Source organism: Streptomyces sp. NPDC126499, from assembly GCF_040302485.1.
Classification (GTDB): domain Bacteria; phylum Actinomycetota; class Actinomycetes; order Streptomycetales; family Streptomycetaceae; genus Streptomyces.
Map to the genome: position 1 here is coordinate 21,042 of NZ_JBEOUO010000024.1, position 16,273 is coordinate 37,314.

14 protein-coding genes and 1 riboswitch are annotated in these 16,273 nt (G+C 72.3%); of the genes, 7 read left to right on the top strand and 7 right to left on the bottom strand.

Annotated features, from left to right (window positions below; translation table 11 throughout):
• Positions 1-43 precede the first annotated feature (43 nt).
• Positions 44-955 carry a DUF1963 domain-containing protein gene (locus ABTZ91_RS27975; RefSeq protein ID WP_352079997.1) on the top strand — a complete coding sequence of 304 codons (912 nt, stop codon included), beginning with the start codon at positions 44-46 and terminating at the stop codon, positions 953-955.
• 63 nt (positions 956-1,018) lie between these two features.
• Here the strand turns inward: ABTZ91_RS27975 and ABTZ91_RS27980 are convergent, their stop codons facing one another.
• Positions 1,019-2,455: a gamma-aminobutyraldehyde dehydrogenase gene (locus ABTZ91_RS27980; protein WP_352079998.1), complete on the bottom strand. Its 1,437-nt coding sequence runs from the start codon at positions 2,453-2,455 to the stop codon at positions 1,019-1,021.
• A 191-nt stretch (positions 2,456-2,646) separates the two neighbouring features.
• Here ABTZ91_RS27980 and ABTZ91_RS27985 point away from each other — a divergent pair, with 191 nt between their 5' ends.
• The 6 genes from ABTZ91_RS27985 to ABTZ91_RS28010 all read left to right on the top strand — a co-directional run bounded on the left by ABTZ91_RS27985 (position 2,647) and on the right by ABTZ91_RS28010 (position 9,226).
• Positions 2,647-3,153: an Lrp/AsnC family transcriptional regulator gene (locus ABTZ91_RS27985; RefSeq protein ID WP_382746039.1), complete on the top strand. Its 507-nt coding sequence runs from the start codon at positions 2,647-2,649 to the stop codon at positions 3,151-3,153.
• The gene (locus ABTZ91_RS27990) at positions 3,138-4,526 is read left to right on the top strand and encodes an aspartate aminotransferase family protein (RefSeq protein WP_407078040.1); all 1,389 of its coding nucleotides are present in this window, start codon (positions 3,138-3,140) and stop codon (positions 4,524-4,526) included. Before ABTZ91_RS27985 ends, ABTZ91_RS27990 begins: the two co-directional genes overlap by 16 nt.
• Positions 4,527-4,740: 214 nt before the next feature.
• On the top strand, positions 4,741-5,469 hold the full coding sequence (locus ABTZ91_RS27995; RefSeq protein ID WP_352080000.1) for an ATP-binding cassette domain-containing protein: 729 nt from the start codon (positions 4,741-4,743) through the stop codon (positions 5,467-5,469).
• Positions 5,451-6,533 carry a hypothetical protein gene (locus ABTZ91_RS28000; protein ID WP_352080001.1) on the top strand — a complete coding sequence of 361 codons (1,083 nt, stop codon included), beginning with the start codon at positions 5,451-5,453 and terminating at the stop codon, positions 6,531-6,533. Before ABTZ91_RS27995 ends, ABTZ91_RS28000 begins: the two co-directional genes overlap by 19 nt.
• Positions 6,534-6,653: 120 nt before the next feature.
• A complete protein-coding gene (locus ABTZ91_RS28005) occupies positions 6,654-7,751 on the top strand; it encodes a Rossmann fold nucleotide-binding protein (RefSeq protein WP_352080002.1) in 1,098 nt (365 codons plus the stop codon).
• Between the two features lie 470 nt (positions 7,752-8,221).
• Entirely contained in the window at positions 8,222-9,226 is a 1,005-nt protein-coding gene (locus ABTZ91_RS28010) for a hypothetical protein (RefSeq protein WP_352080003.1), read from the top strand.
• Positions 9,227-9,247: 21 nt separating this feature from the next.
• On the opposite strand, the gene ABTZ91_RS28015 is transcribed toward ABTZ91_RS28010, so the two are convergent.
• From ABTZ91_RS28015 to frr, 6 genes are all read right to left on the bottom strand, one after another.
• The gene (locus ABTZ91_RS28015; RefSeq protein ID WP_352080004.1) at positions 9,248-10,270 is read right to left on the bottom strand and encodes an ABC transporter ATP-binding protein; all 1,023 of its coding nucleotides are present in this window, start codon (positions 10,268-10,270) and stop codon (positions 9,248-9,250) included.
• Positions 10,270-11,883 (bottom strand): iron ABC transporter permease, encoded by a 1,614-nt coding sequence (locus ABTZ91_RS28020; RefSeq protein ID WP_352080005.1) that lies wholly within the window; start codon positions 11,881-11,883, stop codon positions 10,270-10,272. Before ABTZ91_RS28020 ends, ABTZ91_RS28015 begins: the two co-directional genes overlap by 1 nt.
• Before the next feature lie 56 nt (positions 11,884-11,939).
• Positions 11,940-13,067 carry a thiamine ABC transporter substrate-binding protein gene (locus ABTZ91_RS28025; RefSeq protein WP_352080006.1) on the bottom strand — a complete coding sequence of 376 codons (1,128 nt, stop codon included), beginning with the start codon at positions 13,065-13,067 and terminating at the stop codon, positions 11,940-11,942.
• A gap of 82 nt (positions 13,068-13,149) precedes the next feature.
• Positions 13,150-13,275, bottom strand: a riboswitch (TPP riboswitch).
• A gap of 29 nt (positions 13,276-13,304) precedes the next feature.
• On the bottom strand, positions 13,305-14,417 hold the full coding sequence (gene rlmN / locus ABTZ91_RS28030) for a 23S rRNA (adenine(2503)-C(2))-methyltransferase RlmN (RefSeq protein WP_352080007.1): 1,113 nt from the start codon (positions 14,415-14,417) through the stop codon (positions 13,305-13,307).
• A 166-nt stretch (positions 14,418-14,583) separates the two neighbouring features.
• Entirely contained in the window at positions 14,584-15,687 is a 1,104-nt protein-coding gene (locus ABTZ91_RS28035) for a phosphatidate cytidylyltransferase (protein WP_352080008.1), read from the bottom strand.
• Positions 15,687-16,244, bottom strand: coding sequence for a ribosome recycling factor (gene frr / locus ABTZ91_RS28040; RefSeq protein ID WP_352080009.1), 558 nt, complete (start codon positions 16,242-16,244; stop codon positions 15,687-15,689). Before frr ends, ABTZ91_RS28035 begins: the two co-directional genes overlap by 1 nt.
• Between the last annotated feature and the right edge of the window lie 29 nt (positions 16,245-16,273).

Sequence of the window (16,273 nt, forward strand, 5' to 3'; positions counted from 1 at the left end):
TGTCCGTCGGGGCGAGGCTCAAGGACCGCGGTACGGTGCCGGGATGGATGACCGATCCTCCCGTACGACCCCGCCGCGGCCGCTCGACGTGACGGCCCGCTTCCCCGAGGTGGCCCGCTACCGCCGGGAGGCGGTCCGGCTGCATCCGCGGGCCGGGAGTCCCGGGGTGCGGGAGAGCTCGATGGGCGGGCCGCTGCTGTGGCCGGCGGCCGAGCCGTGGCCGGCCTGCGCGGACGACCACCCCCGCACGGCCTTCGCCCCGCCGCCCGGCGCCGCCGGGCCCCTGCCGCTCGTGCCGGTGCTCCAGCTGTTCGCGCGGGACGTCCCCGAGCTGCCCTTCCCCGCCGGCACGGACGTACTCCAGCTGCTGTGGTGCCCCTTCGACCACGAGCCGCGCTACGCGCCGCGTCCGGAGCCGTACTGGCGCGCGGCCGCCGAGGTCACCGAGGTCCTCCCCGACCCGCCGCGCCCCGCCGGCGCCCGGAAGGACTATGTGCCGGAGCCGTGCGTGCTGCACCCGGAGCGGGTGGTCGAGTATCCCTCGTGGGATCTGCCGGAGGAGGTGTACGAGGCGCTTGAGGAGCGTTTCGACGAGGTCGAGGAGGAGACCGGCTGGTCGTACTGGTCGCATCTGTCGGTGGCGCCCGGCGTGAAGGCGGGCGGCTTCCCCACCTGGACGCAGGATCCCTACTGGCCGGCGTGCGCGGGCTGCGGGCAGCAAATGGAGCATCTGCTGACGGTCGCCAGCCGGGAGTTCGACGGCGAGTCGTGGCGCTCGTGGGTGCCGCGGGAGGACGTGCCCGAGGCCGGGACGGTCCTGGACCTTCCGTACGAGGAGCGCCGCCGGGTCCAGGGCGCGCACGGGCTGATGCTCGGCGACATGGGCGGGGTGTACGTCTTCGAGTGCCGGTCCTGTCCGGACCGGCCCTTCGCGTACCACCACGACTGCTCGTGAGAACGGCCGTGCGGGCGGGGGAAGTACCCCCGCCCGCACGGCCGTGGTGGTGCTGCCGGGGCGTCAGCCCAGGGACGTCATCACGTGCTTGATGCGCGTGTAGTCCTCGAAGCCGTACGCCGACAGGTCCTTGCCGTAGCCGGACTTCTTGTAGCCGCCGTGGGGCATCTCGGCGACCAGCGGGATGTGGGTGTTGATCCACACACAGCCGAAGTCCAGGGACTTGGACATGCGCATCGCGCGGGCGTGGTCCTTCGTCCAGACGGAGGAGGCCAGGGCGTACTCGACGCCGTTGGCGAACTCCAGGGCCTGGGCCTCGTCGGTGAAGGACTGGACCGTGATGACCGGGCCGAAGACCTCGTTCTGGATGATCTCGTCGTCCTGCTTGAGGCCGGAGACGACGGTCGGGGCGTAGAAGTAGCCCTTGTCGCCGACCCGGTGGCCGCCGGCCTCGACCTTGGCGTGGGCCGGGAGGCGGTCGATGAAGCCGGCGACCTGCTTCAGCTGGTTGGCGTTGTTCAGCGGGCCGTAGAGCACGTCCTCGTCGTCCGGCTGACCGGTCTTGGTGTCGGCAGCGGCCTTCGCCAGGGCGGAGACGAACTCGTCGTGGATGGACTCGTGCACCAGGACGCGGGTGGCGGCGGTGCAGTCCTGGCCGGCGTTGAAGAAGCCCGCCACCGAGATGTCCTCGACGGCCTTGGCGATGTCGGTGTCCTCGAAGACGACGACCGGGGCCTTGCCGCCCAGCTCCAGGTGGACGCGCTTGACGTCCTTGGACGCCGACTCGGCGACCTGCATGCCGGCCCGGACCGAGCCGGTGATGGAGGCCATCGCCGGGGTCGGGTGCTCGACCATGGCGCGGCCGGTCTCGCGGTCGCCGCAGATGACGTTGAAGACGCCCTTGGGGACGATCGAGCCGATGATCTCGGCCATCAGGACGGTCGACGCGGGGGTCGTGTCGGACGGCTTGAGGACGACGGTGTTGCCCGCGGCGAGGGCCGGGGCGAACTTCCACACGGCCATCATCATCGGGTAGTTCCACGGCGCGACCTGCGCGCAGACACCCACCGGCTCGCGGCGGATGATCGAGGTCATGCCCTCCATGTACTCGCCGGCGGACTTGCCCTCGAGCATCCGGGCGGCCCCCGCGAAGAAGCGGATCTGGTCCACCATCGGCGGGATCTCCTCGCTCGCGGTGAGGGCGATCGGCTTGCCGGTGTTCTCCACCTCCGCGGCGATCAGGTCCGCGGCGCGCTCCTCGAAGGCGTCCGCGATCTTCAGGAGGACCTTCTGCCGCTCCGCGGGCGTGGTGTCACGCCAGGCGGGGAAGGCGGCCGCGGCGGCCTCCATGGCGGCGTCGACGTCGGCCTGCCCGGACAGCGGGGAGGTGGCGTACACCTCACCGGTGGCCGGGTTGATCACGTCGATCGTGCGGCCGTCGGCCGCGTCCCGGAACTCCCCGTTGATGTAGTTGCGCAGCCGGCGCAGCTCGGTGGTCACTTGCCACCCCTCCTGTCACGTTCTGTCTCCGCACCTCGTCGTGCGGTGTCCCGATGGGCGAGACACCCCAGGGTAATCGGTCCACCGACGCTTTCAACAGCCCCGACCCCCCTCAACTTCGGATTCAGCATGATCGAGACCCCTGGACAACGAATTTCATCACTCTGGGGTTGCGAGACTGACGAGGTTCGGTGCACAGTGAAGACGTGGCCAGTCAAAGCACCCACTCCAGAACCGGAACCGGTTCGTCCCCGACGATCGATGCCGTCTCCCTGGCGATCATCGAACAGCTCCAGGAGGACGGCCGCCGTCCCTACGCCGCCATCGGCAAGGCCGTCGGGCTGTCCGAGGCAGCCGTACGGCAGCGCGTCCAGAAGCTGCTCGACCAGGGCGTCATGCAGATCGTCGCCGTCACCGACCCGCTCACCGTGGGCTTCCGGCGGCAGGCGATGGTCGGCATCAACGTCGAGGGTGACCTGGATCCGGTCGCGGACGCCCTGACGGCCATGGCCGAATGCGAGTACGTGGTGATGACCGCGGGCTCCTTCGACCTGATGGTGGAGATCGTCTGCGAGGACGACGACCACCTCCTGGATGTGATCAACAAGCGCATCCGCACCCTCCCCGGGGTGCGCTCCACCGAGAGCTTCGTCTACCTGAAGCTCAAGAAGCAGACCTATATGTGGGGAACCCGATAGCCGTGAGCACCTCCCGCAGCGACCTCTCCAAGTCCGCCTACGACCACCTGTGGATGCACTTCACCCGCATGTCGTCGTACGAGAACAACCCCGTCCCCACCATCGTCCGCGGTGAGGGCACCTACATCTACGACGACAAGGGCAGGAAGTACCTCGACGGCCTCGCCGGCCTGTTCGTGGTCCAGGCCGGACACGGCCGCACCGAGCTCGCCGAGACCGCCGCCCGCCAGGCCAAGGAGCTCGCCTTCTTCCCGGTGTGGTCCTACGCCCACCCCAAGGCCGTCGAGCTGGCCGAGCGCCTCGCCAACGAGGCCCCCGGCGACCTCAACAAGGTGTTCTTCACCACCGGCGGCGGCGAGGCCGTCGAGACCGCCTGGAAGCTCGCCAAGCAGTACTTCAAGCTGGTCGGCAAGCCCACCAAGTACAAGGTCATCTCGCGCGCGGTCGCCTACCACGGCACCCCGCAGGGCGCCCTGTCCATCACCGGCCTGCCTGGCCTCAAGGCCCCCTTCGAGCCGCTGGTCCCCGGCGCGCACAAGGTGCCGAACACCAACATCTACCGCGCGCCGCTCTTCGGCGACGACCCCGAGGCCTTCGGCCGCTGGGCCGCCGACCAGATCGAGCAGCAGATCCTCTTCGAGGGCCCCGACACCGTCGCCGCCGTCTTCCTGGAGCCGGTGCAGAACGCCGGCGGCTGCTTCCCGCCGCCGCCCGGGTACTTCAAGCGGGTCCGCGAGATCTGCGACCAGTACGACGTGCTGCTCGTCTCCGACGAGGTCATCTGCGCCTTCGGCCGCCTCGGCACCACCTTCGCCTGCGACAAGTTCGGCTACGTGCCGGACATGATCACCTGCGCGAAGGGCATGACCTCGGGCTACTCCCCGATCGGCGCCTGCATCATCTCCGACCGCCTCGCCGAGCCGTTCTACAAGGGTGACAACACCTTCCTGCACGGCTACACCTTCGGCGGCCACCCGGTCTCCGCCGCCGTCGGCCTCGCCAACCTCGACATCTTCGAGAAGGAGAAGCTGAACCAGCACGTCCTCGACAACGAGGGCAACTTCCTCTCCACGCTGCAGAAGCTGCACGACCTGCCGATCGTCGGCGACGTCCGCGGCAACGGCTTCTTCTACGGCATCGAGCTCGTCAAGGACAAGGCCACCAAGGAGTCCTTCAACGACGAGGAGACCGAGCGCGTCCTGTACGGCTTCCTCTCCAAGGCGCTGTTCGACAACGGCCTGTACTGCCGTGCCGACGACCGTGGGGACCCGGTCATCCAGCTGGCTCCGCCGCTGATCTCGGACCAGTCCACCTTCGACGAGATCGAGTCGATCCTCCGCGCCACCCTCACCGAGGCGTGGACGAAGCTCTGATCCTCCCGAAGCATCACGCCGCCCTCACGGCGTGACCCCGGCCCGGGCATGCCGCCATCCGAGTGGATGGCGGCGGCCCGGGCCGCGTGCTGTCCGTACAAACCGATGTGAATCCTTAACGTGCCGGAAAAGCCCAGTGACCGACCGGCCCGCCCGTTCGTTCCCCCATCCGGGGGAACGAACACGGACCGGCTTCCACATCGAGGTGTACGCGATGGCCCCACCGGACAACGACGTGCTCTGGGCGCGTTCCCTGCGCTGCGCCCTGGCCGGCTCCGACGTGCTGAGCGGCGTCTCCGTCGGCGTGCGCGAGGGCGAGATCCTCGCCCTCGTCGGCCCGCGCGGCAGCGGCAAGACCACCCTCATGCGATGCCTGTCCGGCCAGCTCGTCCCCGAACAGGGCGAGATCTGGTTCAACAGCACCCCCGTCCACACCATGAACCACAGCCGGCGCGAACGGCTCCGCCGCGACCGCTTCGCCTGGATCGACCCCGAGCCGGGACTCGTCCCCGAGCTCACCGGCTGGGAGAACGCCGCCCTCCCCCTCCTGCTGCGCGGGGTGTCCCACCGGGCCGCCAGGACCGCCGCCGTCGAATGGCTCGAACGCCTCGACGTCGGCGCCGCCGCCCGCAAGCGCCCCGCCACGCTCCCGCACTCCCAGCGGCAGCGGATCGCCATCGCCCGCGCCCTCGTCACCACCCCGTCGGTGCTCTTCGCCGACGAGCCGACCGCCACCCTCCACCGCGCCGACGGCGCACAGGTCCTGCGCACCCTCGCCGCGGCGGCCCGCTCCCACGGCATCACCGTGCTGCTCGCGACCCACGACCCGGAGGTCGCCGCCGTCGCCGACCGCACGGTCGCGCTCCTCGACGGACGCCGCGTCGGCTCCGTACCACCGGCCACCGGGGCGGAGGGCGTCACGGCGTGCTCGCTCTCCGTCTAGTCCGCGGGACCCACCCCGTCGTCCAGCTCCGCAGGCTCGCCGTCGCCACGGCCGCCGCCGGGGTGGGCTTCCTGCTGCTGTGCGCCCTCGGCTACGCGGTCGGCCACCCCGGCTCCCCCACCGCCGTGCTGCGCCTGCTGTGGTGCGTGCTCCCGCTCGCCGCCACCGTGCAGTTCGCGGTCGCCGTCGCCCGCACCGACCCGAGCACCCGGCCCCGCCCCGGCCTGTCCGCCATCGGCCTCGGCCCCGCCCGGCTCACCGCCATCGCGGCGACCTCCACGGCCGTCTCCTGCACCCTCGGCTCCGCCGTCGCCCTCCTGTTCTACCTGCACCTGCGCGGCGACCTCACCGGCCTCTCCTTCGACGGCGCCGCGGCCGAGCTGCTCGCCGCCGACCAGCCCGTCCCGCTCGCGGCGGCCCTCACCCTCCTCGCCGTCGTCCCCGTCACCGCGTCGGCGGCGGCCGCCCTGGCCCTGCGTCCCCGGAGCAAGCCGGCCCCCTCGGAGACGTCACCGGCCTCCGGCCTGCCGTGGGGCATCGCCCTGCTCGCCGTCGGCCTCGCCGTCGAGACGTACGCGGCCCGCGGCGACGGCGGAGGCGTCCTCACCGGCTGGATCCTCACGGCCGTGGGCCTCGCGATGATGGGCCCCGGCCTCACCTACGGCTGCGGCCGCCTCCTCCAGACGGCCCGGCCCGGCGCGGTCCGGCTGCTCGCCGGCCGGGTCCTGATGAACGACTCCCGCCGCATCGGCCGCCCGCTCGGCGTGGTTTGCGCGGTCGGCTCGGGCGCGATCGCCGGCTACGTGCTCCACGGGGGCGCCGTCGACGCGCTCGCCTGGCTGGGCGTGGCCCTGGTGGCCGGCTGCACCACGGCGACGCTGCTGACCGCGGCCCTCGAGTCGCGCCAGACCCGCGCCCACACCACGGAGGCGCTCCGCCGCCTGGGCGCGCCCCCCACGGTGCTGCGCACCACGGCCCTGCTCCGCGCGGCCGTCCTGATCGCCCTGTTCCTTCCCCTCACCTGGGCGGTCGGCGCACTGGCGGCGGTGCCGCTGCGCGGCTGAGCGGCCCGCCGGACGGGAGCGGGGCCGGGGCGCGCAGGACCGTGGGGGGCGCGCCCTGCGGCGCGCGGGCGCCGTGCCGGGGACAGCCCCCCGGCATGGCCCCGCGCCTATCGTGGCCGCATGACGCACGAGCGTGAGATCCACTCACCGGCCGAGTTCGACGCGGTGCTCGCCGCGCACGGTTCCCTCGACGGCTACCGGATCCAGTCCGTCGATCTCACCGACCGGACCTTCGCCCTGCTCACCGCCCCCACCGCCGGCGCCGTGTTCCTGGGCTGCGCGCTGCAGCCGGAGGCCGCGGCGAAGGTGCGGGCGGACGGCGCGCTGGTGTTCCCGCCGGTGCCGGACCTTCCCTTCGCCCCGTACCGGGCCCGGCTCTACTCCCCCGAAGAGCTGTACGAGGGGATCGCCGGGCGCCCGTACGAGGAGACGCCCGACGCGCTCGCCTACGGCTGGTTCCAGCGGACGAAGGCGGACGGTGACGTCTTCTCGTCGATGCTCCGGGCGATCCACGACGACGCCGTCTCCGACGCCCTGGACGAGCACTTGGCCGGGGCGCGGGTGGTGGGGGTGATGGGTGGGCACCGGATGGGCCGGGGCACCGACGCGTACGCGGGGGCCGCCAGGCTCGGCCGGTCGCTGACCCGGGCGGGCCTGACGGTGGCGACGGGCGGCGGTCCGGGCGCGATGGAGGCGGCGAACCTGGGCGCGTACACGGCCCCGTTCGACGTCGGGGTCCTCGACGAGGCCCTGGAACTGCTCGCGAAGGCGCCGTCCTTCCTGCCGTCGGTGACGGACTGGGCGCGCGCCGCGTTCGGGGTGCGGGCGCGGTGGCCGCGCGGCGGCGACTCGGTCGGCATCCCGACCTGGTTCTACGGTCACGAGCCGCCCAACGCGTTCGCCGGGCACATCGCGAAGTACTTCGCCAACGCGACCCGCGAGGACGGTCTGCTGGCCCGCTCCACGGCCGGTGTGGTCTTCCTGCCGGGCGCGGCCGGCACCGTGCAGGAGGTCTTCGACAACGCGACCCCGAACTACTACGGGTCCCGGGGCGCCCCGACCCCGATGGTGCTGGTGGACCGGGACCACTGGACGGAGCGGCTGCCGGTCTGGCCGCTGCTGTGCGCGCTGGCGGAGAAGCGTCCGATGGCGGCGCGGATCGCGCTGGTGGACTCGGTCGAGGAGGTCCCCGAGGCGCTGGCCCGCCTCGCGCCGTAGTCGGTGGCGTCCATCAGGCCCTCGGCGTACGGCCAGCCGTCCACGCGGCCGCCGCCCATGCCGGACCGCCCGGCGGCTTCGAGGAGCCGCCGGGCGGTCCCCGGCTCGTAGAGGTTCAACCACCGCTGCCCGGGCATGCGGAGCACGGTGCCCGACTCGAAGGAGCAGTTCGAGATGATCCTGCCCTCCCCCGGCGCGAACACCAGGGAGAGCCGCCGCCGGCCCGCCCCGGGGCCCTCGTCGCGGAAGAACGTCAGCGTCAGCCGGCAGTCCTCGTAACGGGGCCGGATCCGCTGCCGCACGGACCAGTGCCACGTGGTCCCGTCCACGACGAGCCGCCGCAGGCGTCGATCGTTCTTCACCGGCCCACCGTAGGCCCGGGCCCCACTACGGGCACAGCCCTTTTCCGACTCGGCTCCGCCGGAAAACCGCGCGCGCCGGCGAGACCGGCCGGGGGAGAATCCCGGGCGATGGACGTCTTCGTGTGCGCGGGCTGCGGCGCGGTGCTGACGGTGCCCCTGGCCCGGGTGCCGCTCCCTCCGGAGGCGCATCTCTCCTACGGGCACGAGCCGTTCCCCGCGCTGATGGAGCCGGGCACGTACGCGGTCGACCCGGCCCCGTCGGGCCCGCCGTACCGGGACGTGCGGGACATCGGGGAGGAGGCGGCCGCCGCGCAGGGGGTGTTCGCGCCGTGGCCGGTCTCCTTCGGGGCCCGGGGCCGGATCGTGACCGCTCCCGGTGACGTGCGCGGCACGGTGCTCGTGCCCGAGAAGTGCGTCAACCACTGCCTGGGGATCGCCGCGGGGGCCGAGCCGAACCTGGAGTGCGAGGGGTGCGGGCTGCCGGTGGCGTCCCGGGAGGACGACTGCGGGCTCTGGCAGACGGTGTGGCTCGAACCGGGCGCGGTGCGCCGGGTGCCGACCGGCACCCCGGCTCCGCCCCGCACGTTCACGCCCGTCCCGCCCGTCGACCCTCCCGGTTCCTGGAGCCCCCGCTGGGAGGCGGCCATGGGGGCGGCACTCGCCCGCCTGGTGGTCGCCTCCGGCGGGGCCCGTGTCGGGCTGCCGGCGGGCGTCCTGACGGACGTGCTCGGACGGGCACTGGACGCGCTGCTCCCGCCGGGCCCGGTCGTGCGGACGGCGGGTCCGGCCGGTCCGGGGGTGCCCGGCGACGGCCTCGACATCGCGCTCGTACCGCACGATCCGCGGACGGGCAGGCCGTGGCGCCCCAAGGGCGGCGCGTCCGCGGTGCCGCTGCCGGACGGTGTGTGGGCCCATCTGGCGCTGCCGCCGGAGACCTCGCCCCTGCCGGCGTCGGGCACCCTGCCGGAGGGAGTCCTGCGCGACGACTACCCGCTGCCGGACCACCCGTGGAGGACGCTGCGGCCGGACCGCCGGGCCTTCCGCGGAACCCTGGCCCGGATGCCGCGGGTCCGGGAACCCTGGCTGCGCGCGCTGTACGACCGCCCCTTCTGACGGCGTCCGCGGTCCGGGCGGTCAGGGGCTGCCCAGCACCACCACGTCCTCCGCCCGGAAGTCCACGTCCACGCGCGCGCCCACCTCCGGCGCGTCGCGCAGGGCGAACTCGGCCTCCAACGCGGGGCCTTCGGCCGGGTGGAGGGTGACGGCCACGTGGGTGCCGCGGAAGGTGCGGGTCTCGACGCGGCAGGGCAGGCCGTCGCCGGCGGGGGCGAGGTGGACGCCGGCGGGGCGGACGAGGAGTCGGCGCTCGCCCTGGGGTGAGCCGTCGGGGACGGGGACCTTGCCCCAGGGGGTGTCGGCGGCGGTGCCGGTGACGGTGGCCGGGACCACGTTGTCGAAGCCGAGGAAGCGGGCGACGAACTCGGAGACGGGCCGCCGCCACACGTCGAGGGGCGCGCCGGACTGGGCGATCCGCCCCTCGTTCATCACGACGACCCGGTCGGCGAGGGCGAACGCCTCGCCCTGGTCGTGGGTGACGGCGAGCACCGTCGTGCCGAGCCGCCCGAACAGCTGCCGCAGCTCCAGCACGAGCCGTTCCCGCAGGCCGCGGTCGAGCTGCCCGAGCGGCTCGTCGAGCATGAGCAGCCGCGGCCGGGGGGCGAGCGCCCGCGCGAGTGCGACCCGCTGCTGTTCGCCGCCGGACAGCGCGGCGACGGCCCTCCGCCCGGCGCCGGGAAGTCCGACGAGGTCGAGGAGTTCCCCGACGCGCGCGTCCCGCTCGGCCCGGGGGACGCGCCGCATGCGCAGCCCGAAGGCGACGTTGCCGGCGACGTCCCGCTGCGGGAAGAGCTGGTGGTCCTGGAACATGAGGCCGACCCCGCGCCGGTGCACGGGCACCCCGGTCTGGTCGGCGCCGTCGAGGAACACCCGCCCGGCGTCCAGCGGCTGGAGTCCGGCGACGGCCCGCAGCAGCGTCGACTTGCCGCTGCCGCTGGGCCCGAGCACGCACACGATCTCGTGGTCGGCGACCTCCAGGTCCACCGCGTCGAGCACGGCGCGGTCCCCGAACCGTACGGTCGCCCCTCTCAGCGTCAGCATCAGAACTCCCCCGAGGTCCGGTCGGTACGGAGCCGTTCGAGGAGCAGCAGGGACACCGCGCACACCACCATGAGGATCGTCGAGAGGGCCATGGCCTGGCCGTAGTTGAGCTCGCCGGGCCGGTTGAGGAGCCGGGCCACGGCCACCGGCAGGGTCGGGTTGTCGGGGCGGGCGATGAACACGGTCGCGCCGAACTCGCCGAGCGACACGGCGAAGGCGAAACCGGCGGCGATGAGCAGCGCCCGCCGCACCAGCGGCAGGTCGACCTCGCGCCAGGCCCGCCAGGGGGAGGCGCCGAGGACGGCCGCGGCCTCCCGCAGCCGTTCGTCGACGGCCCGCAGCACGGGCAGCATGGTCCGTACGACGAAGGGGACGCCGACCAGGGCCTGCGCGAGGGGGACGAGGATCCAGCTGGCCCGCAGGTCGAGCGGCGGCTCGTCGAGGGTGATGAGGAAACCGAAGCCGACGGTGACGGCGGAGACGCCGAGCGGCAGCATCAGCAGGGCGTCGAAGCCGCGCACGAGCCGCCCCGCGCGCCGGGTGAGGGCCGCCGCGGCGAGCCCGCCGACGAGGACGGCGATGCCGGTCGCGGCGAGCGCGTACTGGAGCGAGTTGACGATGGTGTCGGTCAGCGGCACGAGGAAGGTGCCGGTGCCGTCGACGTGCCGCAGCGCCCGGAAGTAGTCGAGGCCGTAGCCGGACGGTGTGGCGAGGGACCGTTCGACGAGGACGCCGAGCGGCGCGACGATCAGCAGCGCGACGGACAGCAGCACGGCGCCCAGCAGCGCCCACTGTCCCGCGCCGCGCGGCCGGCGGGCGGCCCGCTCCGGCGGGACGAGCCGCAGCGCCGTCTCCCGGCGCCGTACCGTCCGCGCGTGCACGGCGAGGACGGTGCCGACGGCGGCGAACTGCACCAGGGTGAGCACGGCGGCCGTGGACAGCTGGAGCCGGTCGGCGGTCTGCCGGTAGATCTCCGTCTCCAGGGTGGAGTACGCGGGGCCGCCGAGGATCTGCACGATGCCGAAGGAGCTCGCGGTGAACAGGAACACCATGAGCGCGGCGGCGGCGACGGCCGGCCCGAGCGCGGGCAGCGTCACGGTCCGCCAGGCCGTCCAGCGGGAGGCGCCGAGGACGCGCGCGGCCTCCTCCTGGCGCGGGTCGAGCTGCGCCCACAGGCCGCCGACGGTGCGGACGACGACCGCGTAGTTGAAGAAGACATGGGCGAGGAGGATGGCCCACACGCCGGTGTCGAGCCGTACGCCCCACAGCTCGTCGAGCAGCCCGCGCCGCCCGACGAGCGCGAGGAACGCGGTGCCGACCATGACGGTGGGCAGGACGAACGGCACGGTCACGACGGCCCGCAGGATCCGCTTGCCGGGGAAGTCGAAGCGGGCCAGGACATACGCGCCGGGGAGGGCGACGAGCAGGGTCAGCGCGGTGGAGGCGAGGGCCTGCCACAGCGTGAACCACAGCACGTCGAGGATGTCCGGCCTGCTCAGCGTCTCGCCGAACCGGCCGAGCTCCCACCGACCCTCCGGCCTGAGCCCGCGCTCGACGATCGAGACGACGGGCCAGGCGAAGAAGACCGCGAAGAAGGCGACGGGCAGCAGCATCAGCCCCAGCCGCGCCGCGCCTCCCCCGCGGCCGCCGGCAAGGCGGCCCCGGCGGACTACTTCAGGACGAGCGAGGTCCACTGCTGAATCCACTGCTCGCGCTTCTCGGCGATCTTCTCCGGCGCCATCGTCTCCGGCTTGTCGATCACCACACCGTGCTTCGTGAACAGCTCCGGCAGCGTCGCGTCGTTCGTCACCGGGTTGACGAACATCTGCAGCGGCATGTCGTCCTGGAACTTCTTGGAGATCAGGAAGTCGATCAGCGCCTTGCCGCCCTCGGGGTTCTTCGCCCCGTTCAGCAGGCCCGCGAACTCCGTCTGCCGGAAGCAGGTGCCCGTGGAGACGCCGGTGGGGGCGACCTTGGGCTGCGGCTCGGAGTACAGCACCTCGACCGGCGGGGAGGAGGCGTAGGAGACGACGAGCGGACGGTCGCCCTTGGCCTTCTTGCCGCCTGCGGAGCCGGAGAACTCCTGGTTGTAGGCGAGCTCCCAGCTGTCGACCGTCTTCACCCCGTTGGCCTTGAGCTTCTTCCAGTAGCCCTGCCAGCCTTCTCCGGAGGCTTCGCCCTGGGAGGCGCCCCCATCGCCGTACTTCGCGGCGGTGGCGAGCAGGAAGCCGAGGCCCGGGGAGGAGCGCTCGGGGTTCTCGACGACGAGGAGATCCTTGTACGCGGGCTTCGCCAGGTCGTCGAAGGTCTGCGGCGGCGCCAGCTTCTTGTCGGCGAAGTACTGCTTGTCGTAGTTGACGCAGATGTCACCGGAGTCGACCGGGGTGACCCGGTGCTGCTCCTTGTCGAGCTGGAGCGCGGCGGGGATCCGGTCCAGGCCCTTCGCCTCGTACGGGACGAAGATGCCGTTGTCGAGGGCGCGGGACAGCAGGGTGTTGTCGACGCCGAAGAAGACGTCGCCCTGCGGGGCGCCCTTGGTGAGGATCTCCTTGTTGACGGCCTCGCCGGCGTCACCGCTCTTGAGCACCTTCACGGTGAAACCGGTCTGCCGGGTGAACTCCGCCAGGACCTCCTTGGAGGCGTTGAAGGAGTCGTGGCTGACCAGGGTGACGGTCTTGGGCGCGGGGCCGCCGCTCTTGCCGGCCGCGTCCCGCGCGTCCTCGGTGCCGCAGGCGGCGAGCGTGGTGACGCCGAGCGCCGCGACGAGCGCGGCGGCGGCTGCCTTCGTGGTGTTCACGTGAATTCCTCCTGGGGGTGACCAGGAAGAGACGCGGCCCCGCCCGCGTCCGGGGACACCGGACGCGGGCAGGGCGCAACAGCTCGAGTTACGACCGAACTTCCTACCCAGAATGACCTGGGCGAGGTTCAGAGGGTCTGCGGCCACGTGCTCGTCTTCCCAGCATGTGCCGCACTCTCAGCGCTGTGGCGCTCCCCTGTCGGAATATGCAGATGTGTTCGAGCTCAGAGTACAAGGTCAGCGTTCGGCGGCCGCGAGCTGTCCACAGGCACCGTCGATCTCCTGCCCACGGGTGTCGCGGACGGTGACGGGCACGCCGTGGGCGGCGATGGCCTCGACGAACGCCTTCTCGTCCTCGGGCCGGGACGCCGTCCACTTCGAGCCGGGCGTCGGGTTCAGCGGGATCAGGTTGACGTGCACCCTCTTGCCCTTGAGCAGCCGGCCCAGGAGGTCACCGCGCCAGGCCTGGTCGTTGATGTCCCTGATCAGCGCGTACTCGATGGAGATCCGGCGCCCCGACTTCTCCGCGTACTCCCACGCCGCGTCCAGGACCTCGCGGACCTTCCAGCGGGTGTTCACGGGCACCAGGGTGTCGCGCAGCTCGTCGTCCGGCGCGTGCAGCGACACGGCGAGGCGGCACTTGAAGCCCTCGTCGGCGAACCGCAGCATCGCCGGGACCAGGCCGACGGTGGACACGGTGATCCCGCGCTGCGACAGGCCGAGGCCGTCGGGCTCGGGGTCGGTCAGGCGGCGGATGGCACCGACGACCCGCTTGTAGTTCGCGAGCGGCTCGCCCATCCCCATGAAGACGATGTTCGAAAGCCGCGCAGGACCCCCGGGCACCTCCCCGTCGCGCAGCGCGCGCATGCCGTCGACGATCTGGTGCACGATCTCCGCCGTCGACAGGTTCCGGTCGAGACCGGCCTGGCCGGTGGCGCAGAACGGGCAGTTCATACCGCAGCCGGCCTGCGAGGAGATGCACATGGTCACCCGGTCCGGGTAGCGCATGAGCACCGACTCGACGAGCGTCCCGTCGTGCAGCCGCCACAGCGTCTTACGGGTGGTGTCGTCGTCGCACGACACGTGCCGCACGACCGACATCAGATCGGGCAGCAGCTCCGCGGCCAGCTTCTCGCGCGAGGCGGCGGGAATGTCGGTCCACTCCGCCGGGTCGTGCGCGTACCGGGCGAAATAGTGCGTGGACAGCTGCTTGGCGCGGAACGGCTTCTCACCGATCGCGGCGACCGCCTCCTTCCGCTCGGCGGGCGTGAGGTCGGCGAGGTGCCGCGGGGGCTGCTTGGCTCCGCGCGGGGCGACGAAAGTGAGTTCTCCGGGAAGCGGGCGGGCCACGGCGGGTGTCTCCTCAGTACGACGAGGTCCGACATCCCGCGGCGGCGGGGAGCACGGCAACACGGTGCCGAAGCCAGGAGACCTCACTGGACCGTCCCCACGGTGGCGGGGACTGCGAAGGGCCCGCGACACCGGTCGCGAGCCCTTCCAGAGTACCTGCTGTCCGTCAACCGCTTCCGACGAACAGCACCAGCAGCAGCCACACCACCGGCGCCGTCGGCAGCAGCGAGTCCAGACGGTCCATGATGCCGCCGTGGCCCGGCAGCAGCGTGCCCATGTCCTTGATGCCGAGGTCACGCTTGATCATCGACTCGCCCAGGTCGCCCAGCGTCGCGCTCGCCGCGACCGCGAGGCCCAGGAGCAGACCCTGCCACCAGGTGCCGCCGTCGATCAGGAACTCCATGCACAGCGCGCCCGCCGCCATGGCGAACGCGACCGCGCCGAGCAGACCCTCCCGGGTCTTGCCGGGGCTGATCCGCGGGGCCAGCTTGTGCCGCCCGAAACGCCAGCCGACCGCGTACGCGCCGGTGTCGCTGACCACCGTCAGGACCAGGAAGGTCAGCACCCGCCACGGGCCGTCGCCGGCGGTCAGCATCAGCGCCACGAACGTCGCCAGGAACGGCACGTAGAAGGCGGCGAAGACCCCCGCGGTGACGTCCTTCAGATAACGCTCGGGCGGCTCCGTCATCCGCCACACGAGCACCGCGAGCGCCGTGAGCGCCATCGCCACCCACGCGCCCTCCGGACCCCGCACGTAACCGGCGACGACCATCGCCGCACCGCCGACCGCGAGCGGGACCAGCGGAGCCTTGATGCCCTTGCGTTCCTGGAGGCGGGAGGTCAGCTCCCACAGCCCGACCACGACGGCGACCGCTATCACACCGACGAACGCCGCCTTCCAGATGAACAGCGACGCGATGATGACGGCGCCGAGACCGAGACCGACTCCTATGGCCGCACCCAGGTCACGGCCCGCACTCTTCTTCTGCCGCGGCTGCTGCCGGGGCGCAGGGGCGGGCTGGGACGGGCTGGACATGGGCTCCTGCGGATGCTCGTGCGGCGTCTCGTCACGGAACAGGGGACCGCTCGGCTGAGCGGCCCCCCGGTCGTGATCGTCCTGGTTGTCGCCGGCGGGAACGTCGGACACGATGGGCATGGGCCGAGTCTGCGCCGCCTGCCGCCCGTCGTAGGCGGGACCCGCCGGGGCAGGCCCCTGGTCGGGCCCCCCGAAGCCGGAAGCGGCCGGGGCCCTCCAGGAAGAGTCGTTCATCAGACCTCGAGCAGCTCGGCTTCCTTGTGCTTGAGCAGCTCGTCCACCTGCGCGACGTACTTCGCGGTGGTGTCGTCGAGCTCCTTCTCCGCGCGGCGGCCCTCGTCCTCGCCGACCTCGCCGTCCTTGACGGCCTTGTCGATCGCGTCCTTGGCCTTGCGGCGCACCGAGCGGATCGAGACCTTCGAGTCCTCGGCCTTGCCCTTGGCGACCTTGATGTACTCGCGGCGGCGCTCCTCGGTCAGCTCGGGGAACACCACCCGGATGATGTTGCCGTCGTTGCTCGGGTTGACGCCGAGGTCCGAGTCGCGGATGGCCTGCTCGATGTTGCGCAGCGCGCTCTTGTCGAACGGGGTCACCACGGCCATGCGCGGCTCCGGCACCGAGAACGACGCCAGCTGGTTGATGGGCGTGATCGCACCGTAGTAGTCGGCCACGATCTTGTTGAACATCGCCGGGTGCGCACGGCCGGTGCGGATCGCGGCGAAGTCCTCCTTGGCGACCACGACCGCCTTCTCCATCTTCTCCTCGGCCTCGAGGAGGGTCTCTTCGATCACCACTTGCTCCTGCGTGTCGTCGCGTTGTG

Excerpts from the sequence above, each read along its gene's own strand:
- ABTZ91_RS27975 (WP_352079997.1), top strand. The coding sequence starts at position 44 with ATGGATGACCGATCCTCCCGTACGACCCCGCCGCGGCCGCTCGACGTG.
- ABTZ91_RS27995 (WP_352080000.1), top strand. The coding sequence starts at position 4,741 with ATGGCCCCACCGGACAACGACGTGCTCTGGGCGCGTTCCCTGCGCTGC.
- ABTZ91_RS28005 (WP_352080002.1), top strand. The coding sequence starts at position 6,654 with ATGACGCACGAGCGTGAGATCCACTCACCGGCCGAGTTCGACGCGGTG.
- ABTZ91_RS28010 (WP_352080003.1), top strand. The coding sequence starts at position 8,222 with ATGGACGTCTTCGTGTGCGCGGGCTGCGGCGCGGTGCTGACGGTGCCC.
- ABTZ91_RS28015 (WP_352080004.1), bottom strand. The coding sequence starts at position 10,270 with ATGCTGACGCTGAGAGGGGCGACCGTACGGTTCGGGGACCGCGCCGTG.
- ABTZ91_RS28020 (WP_352080005.1), bottom strand. The coding sequence starts at position 11,883 with ATGCTGCTGCCCGTCGCCTTCTTCGCGGTCTTCTTCGCCTGGCCCGTC.
- ABTZ91_RS28035 (WP_352080008.1), bottom strand. The coding sequence starts at position 15,687 with ATGAACGACTCTTCCTGGAGGGCCCCGGCCGCTTCCGGCTTCGGGGGG.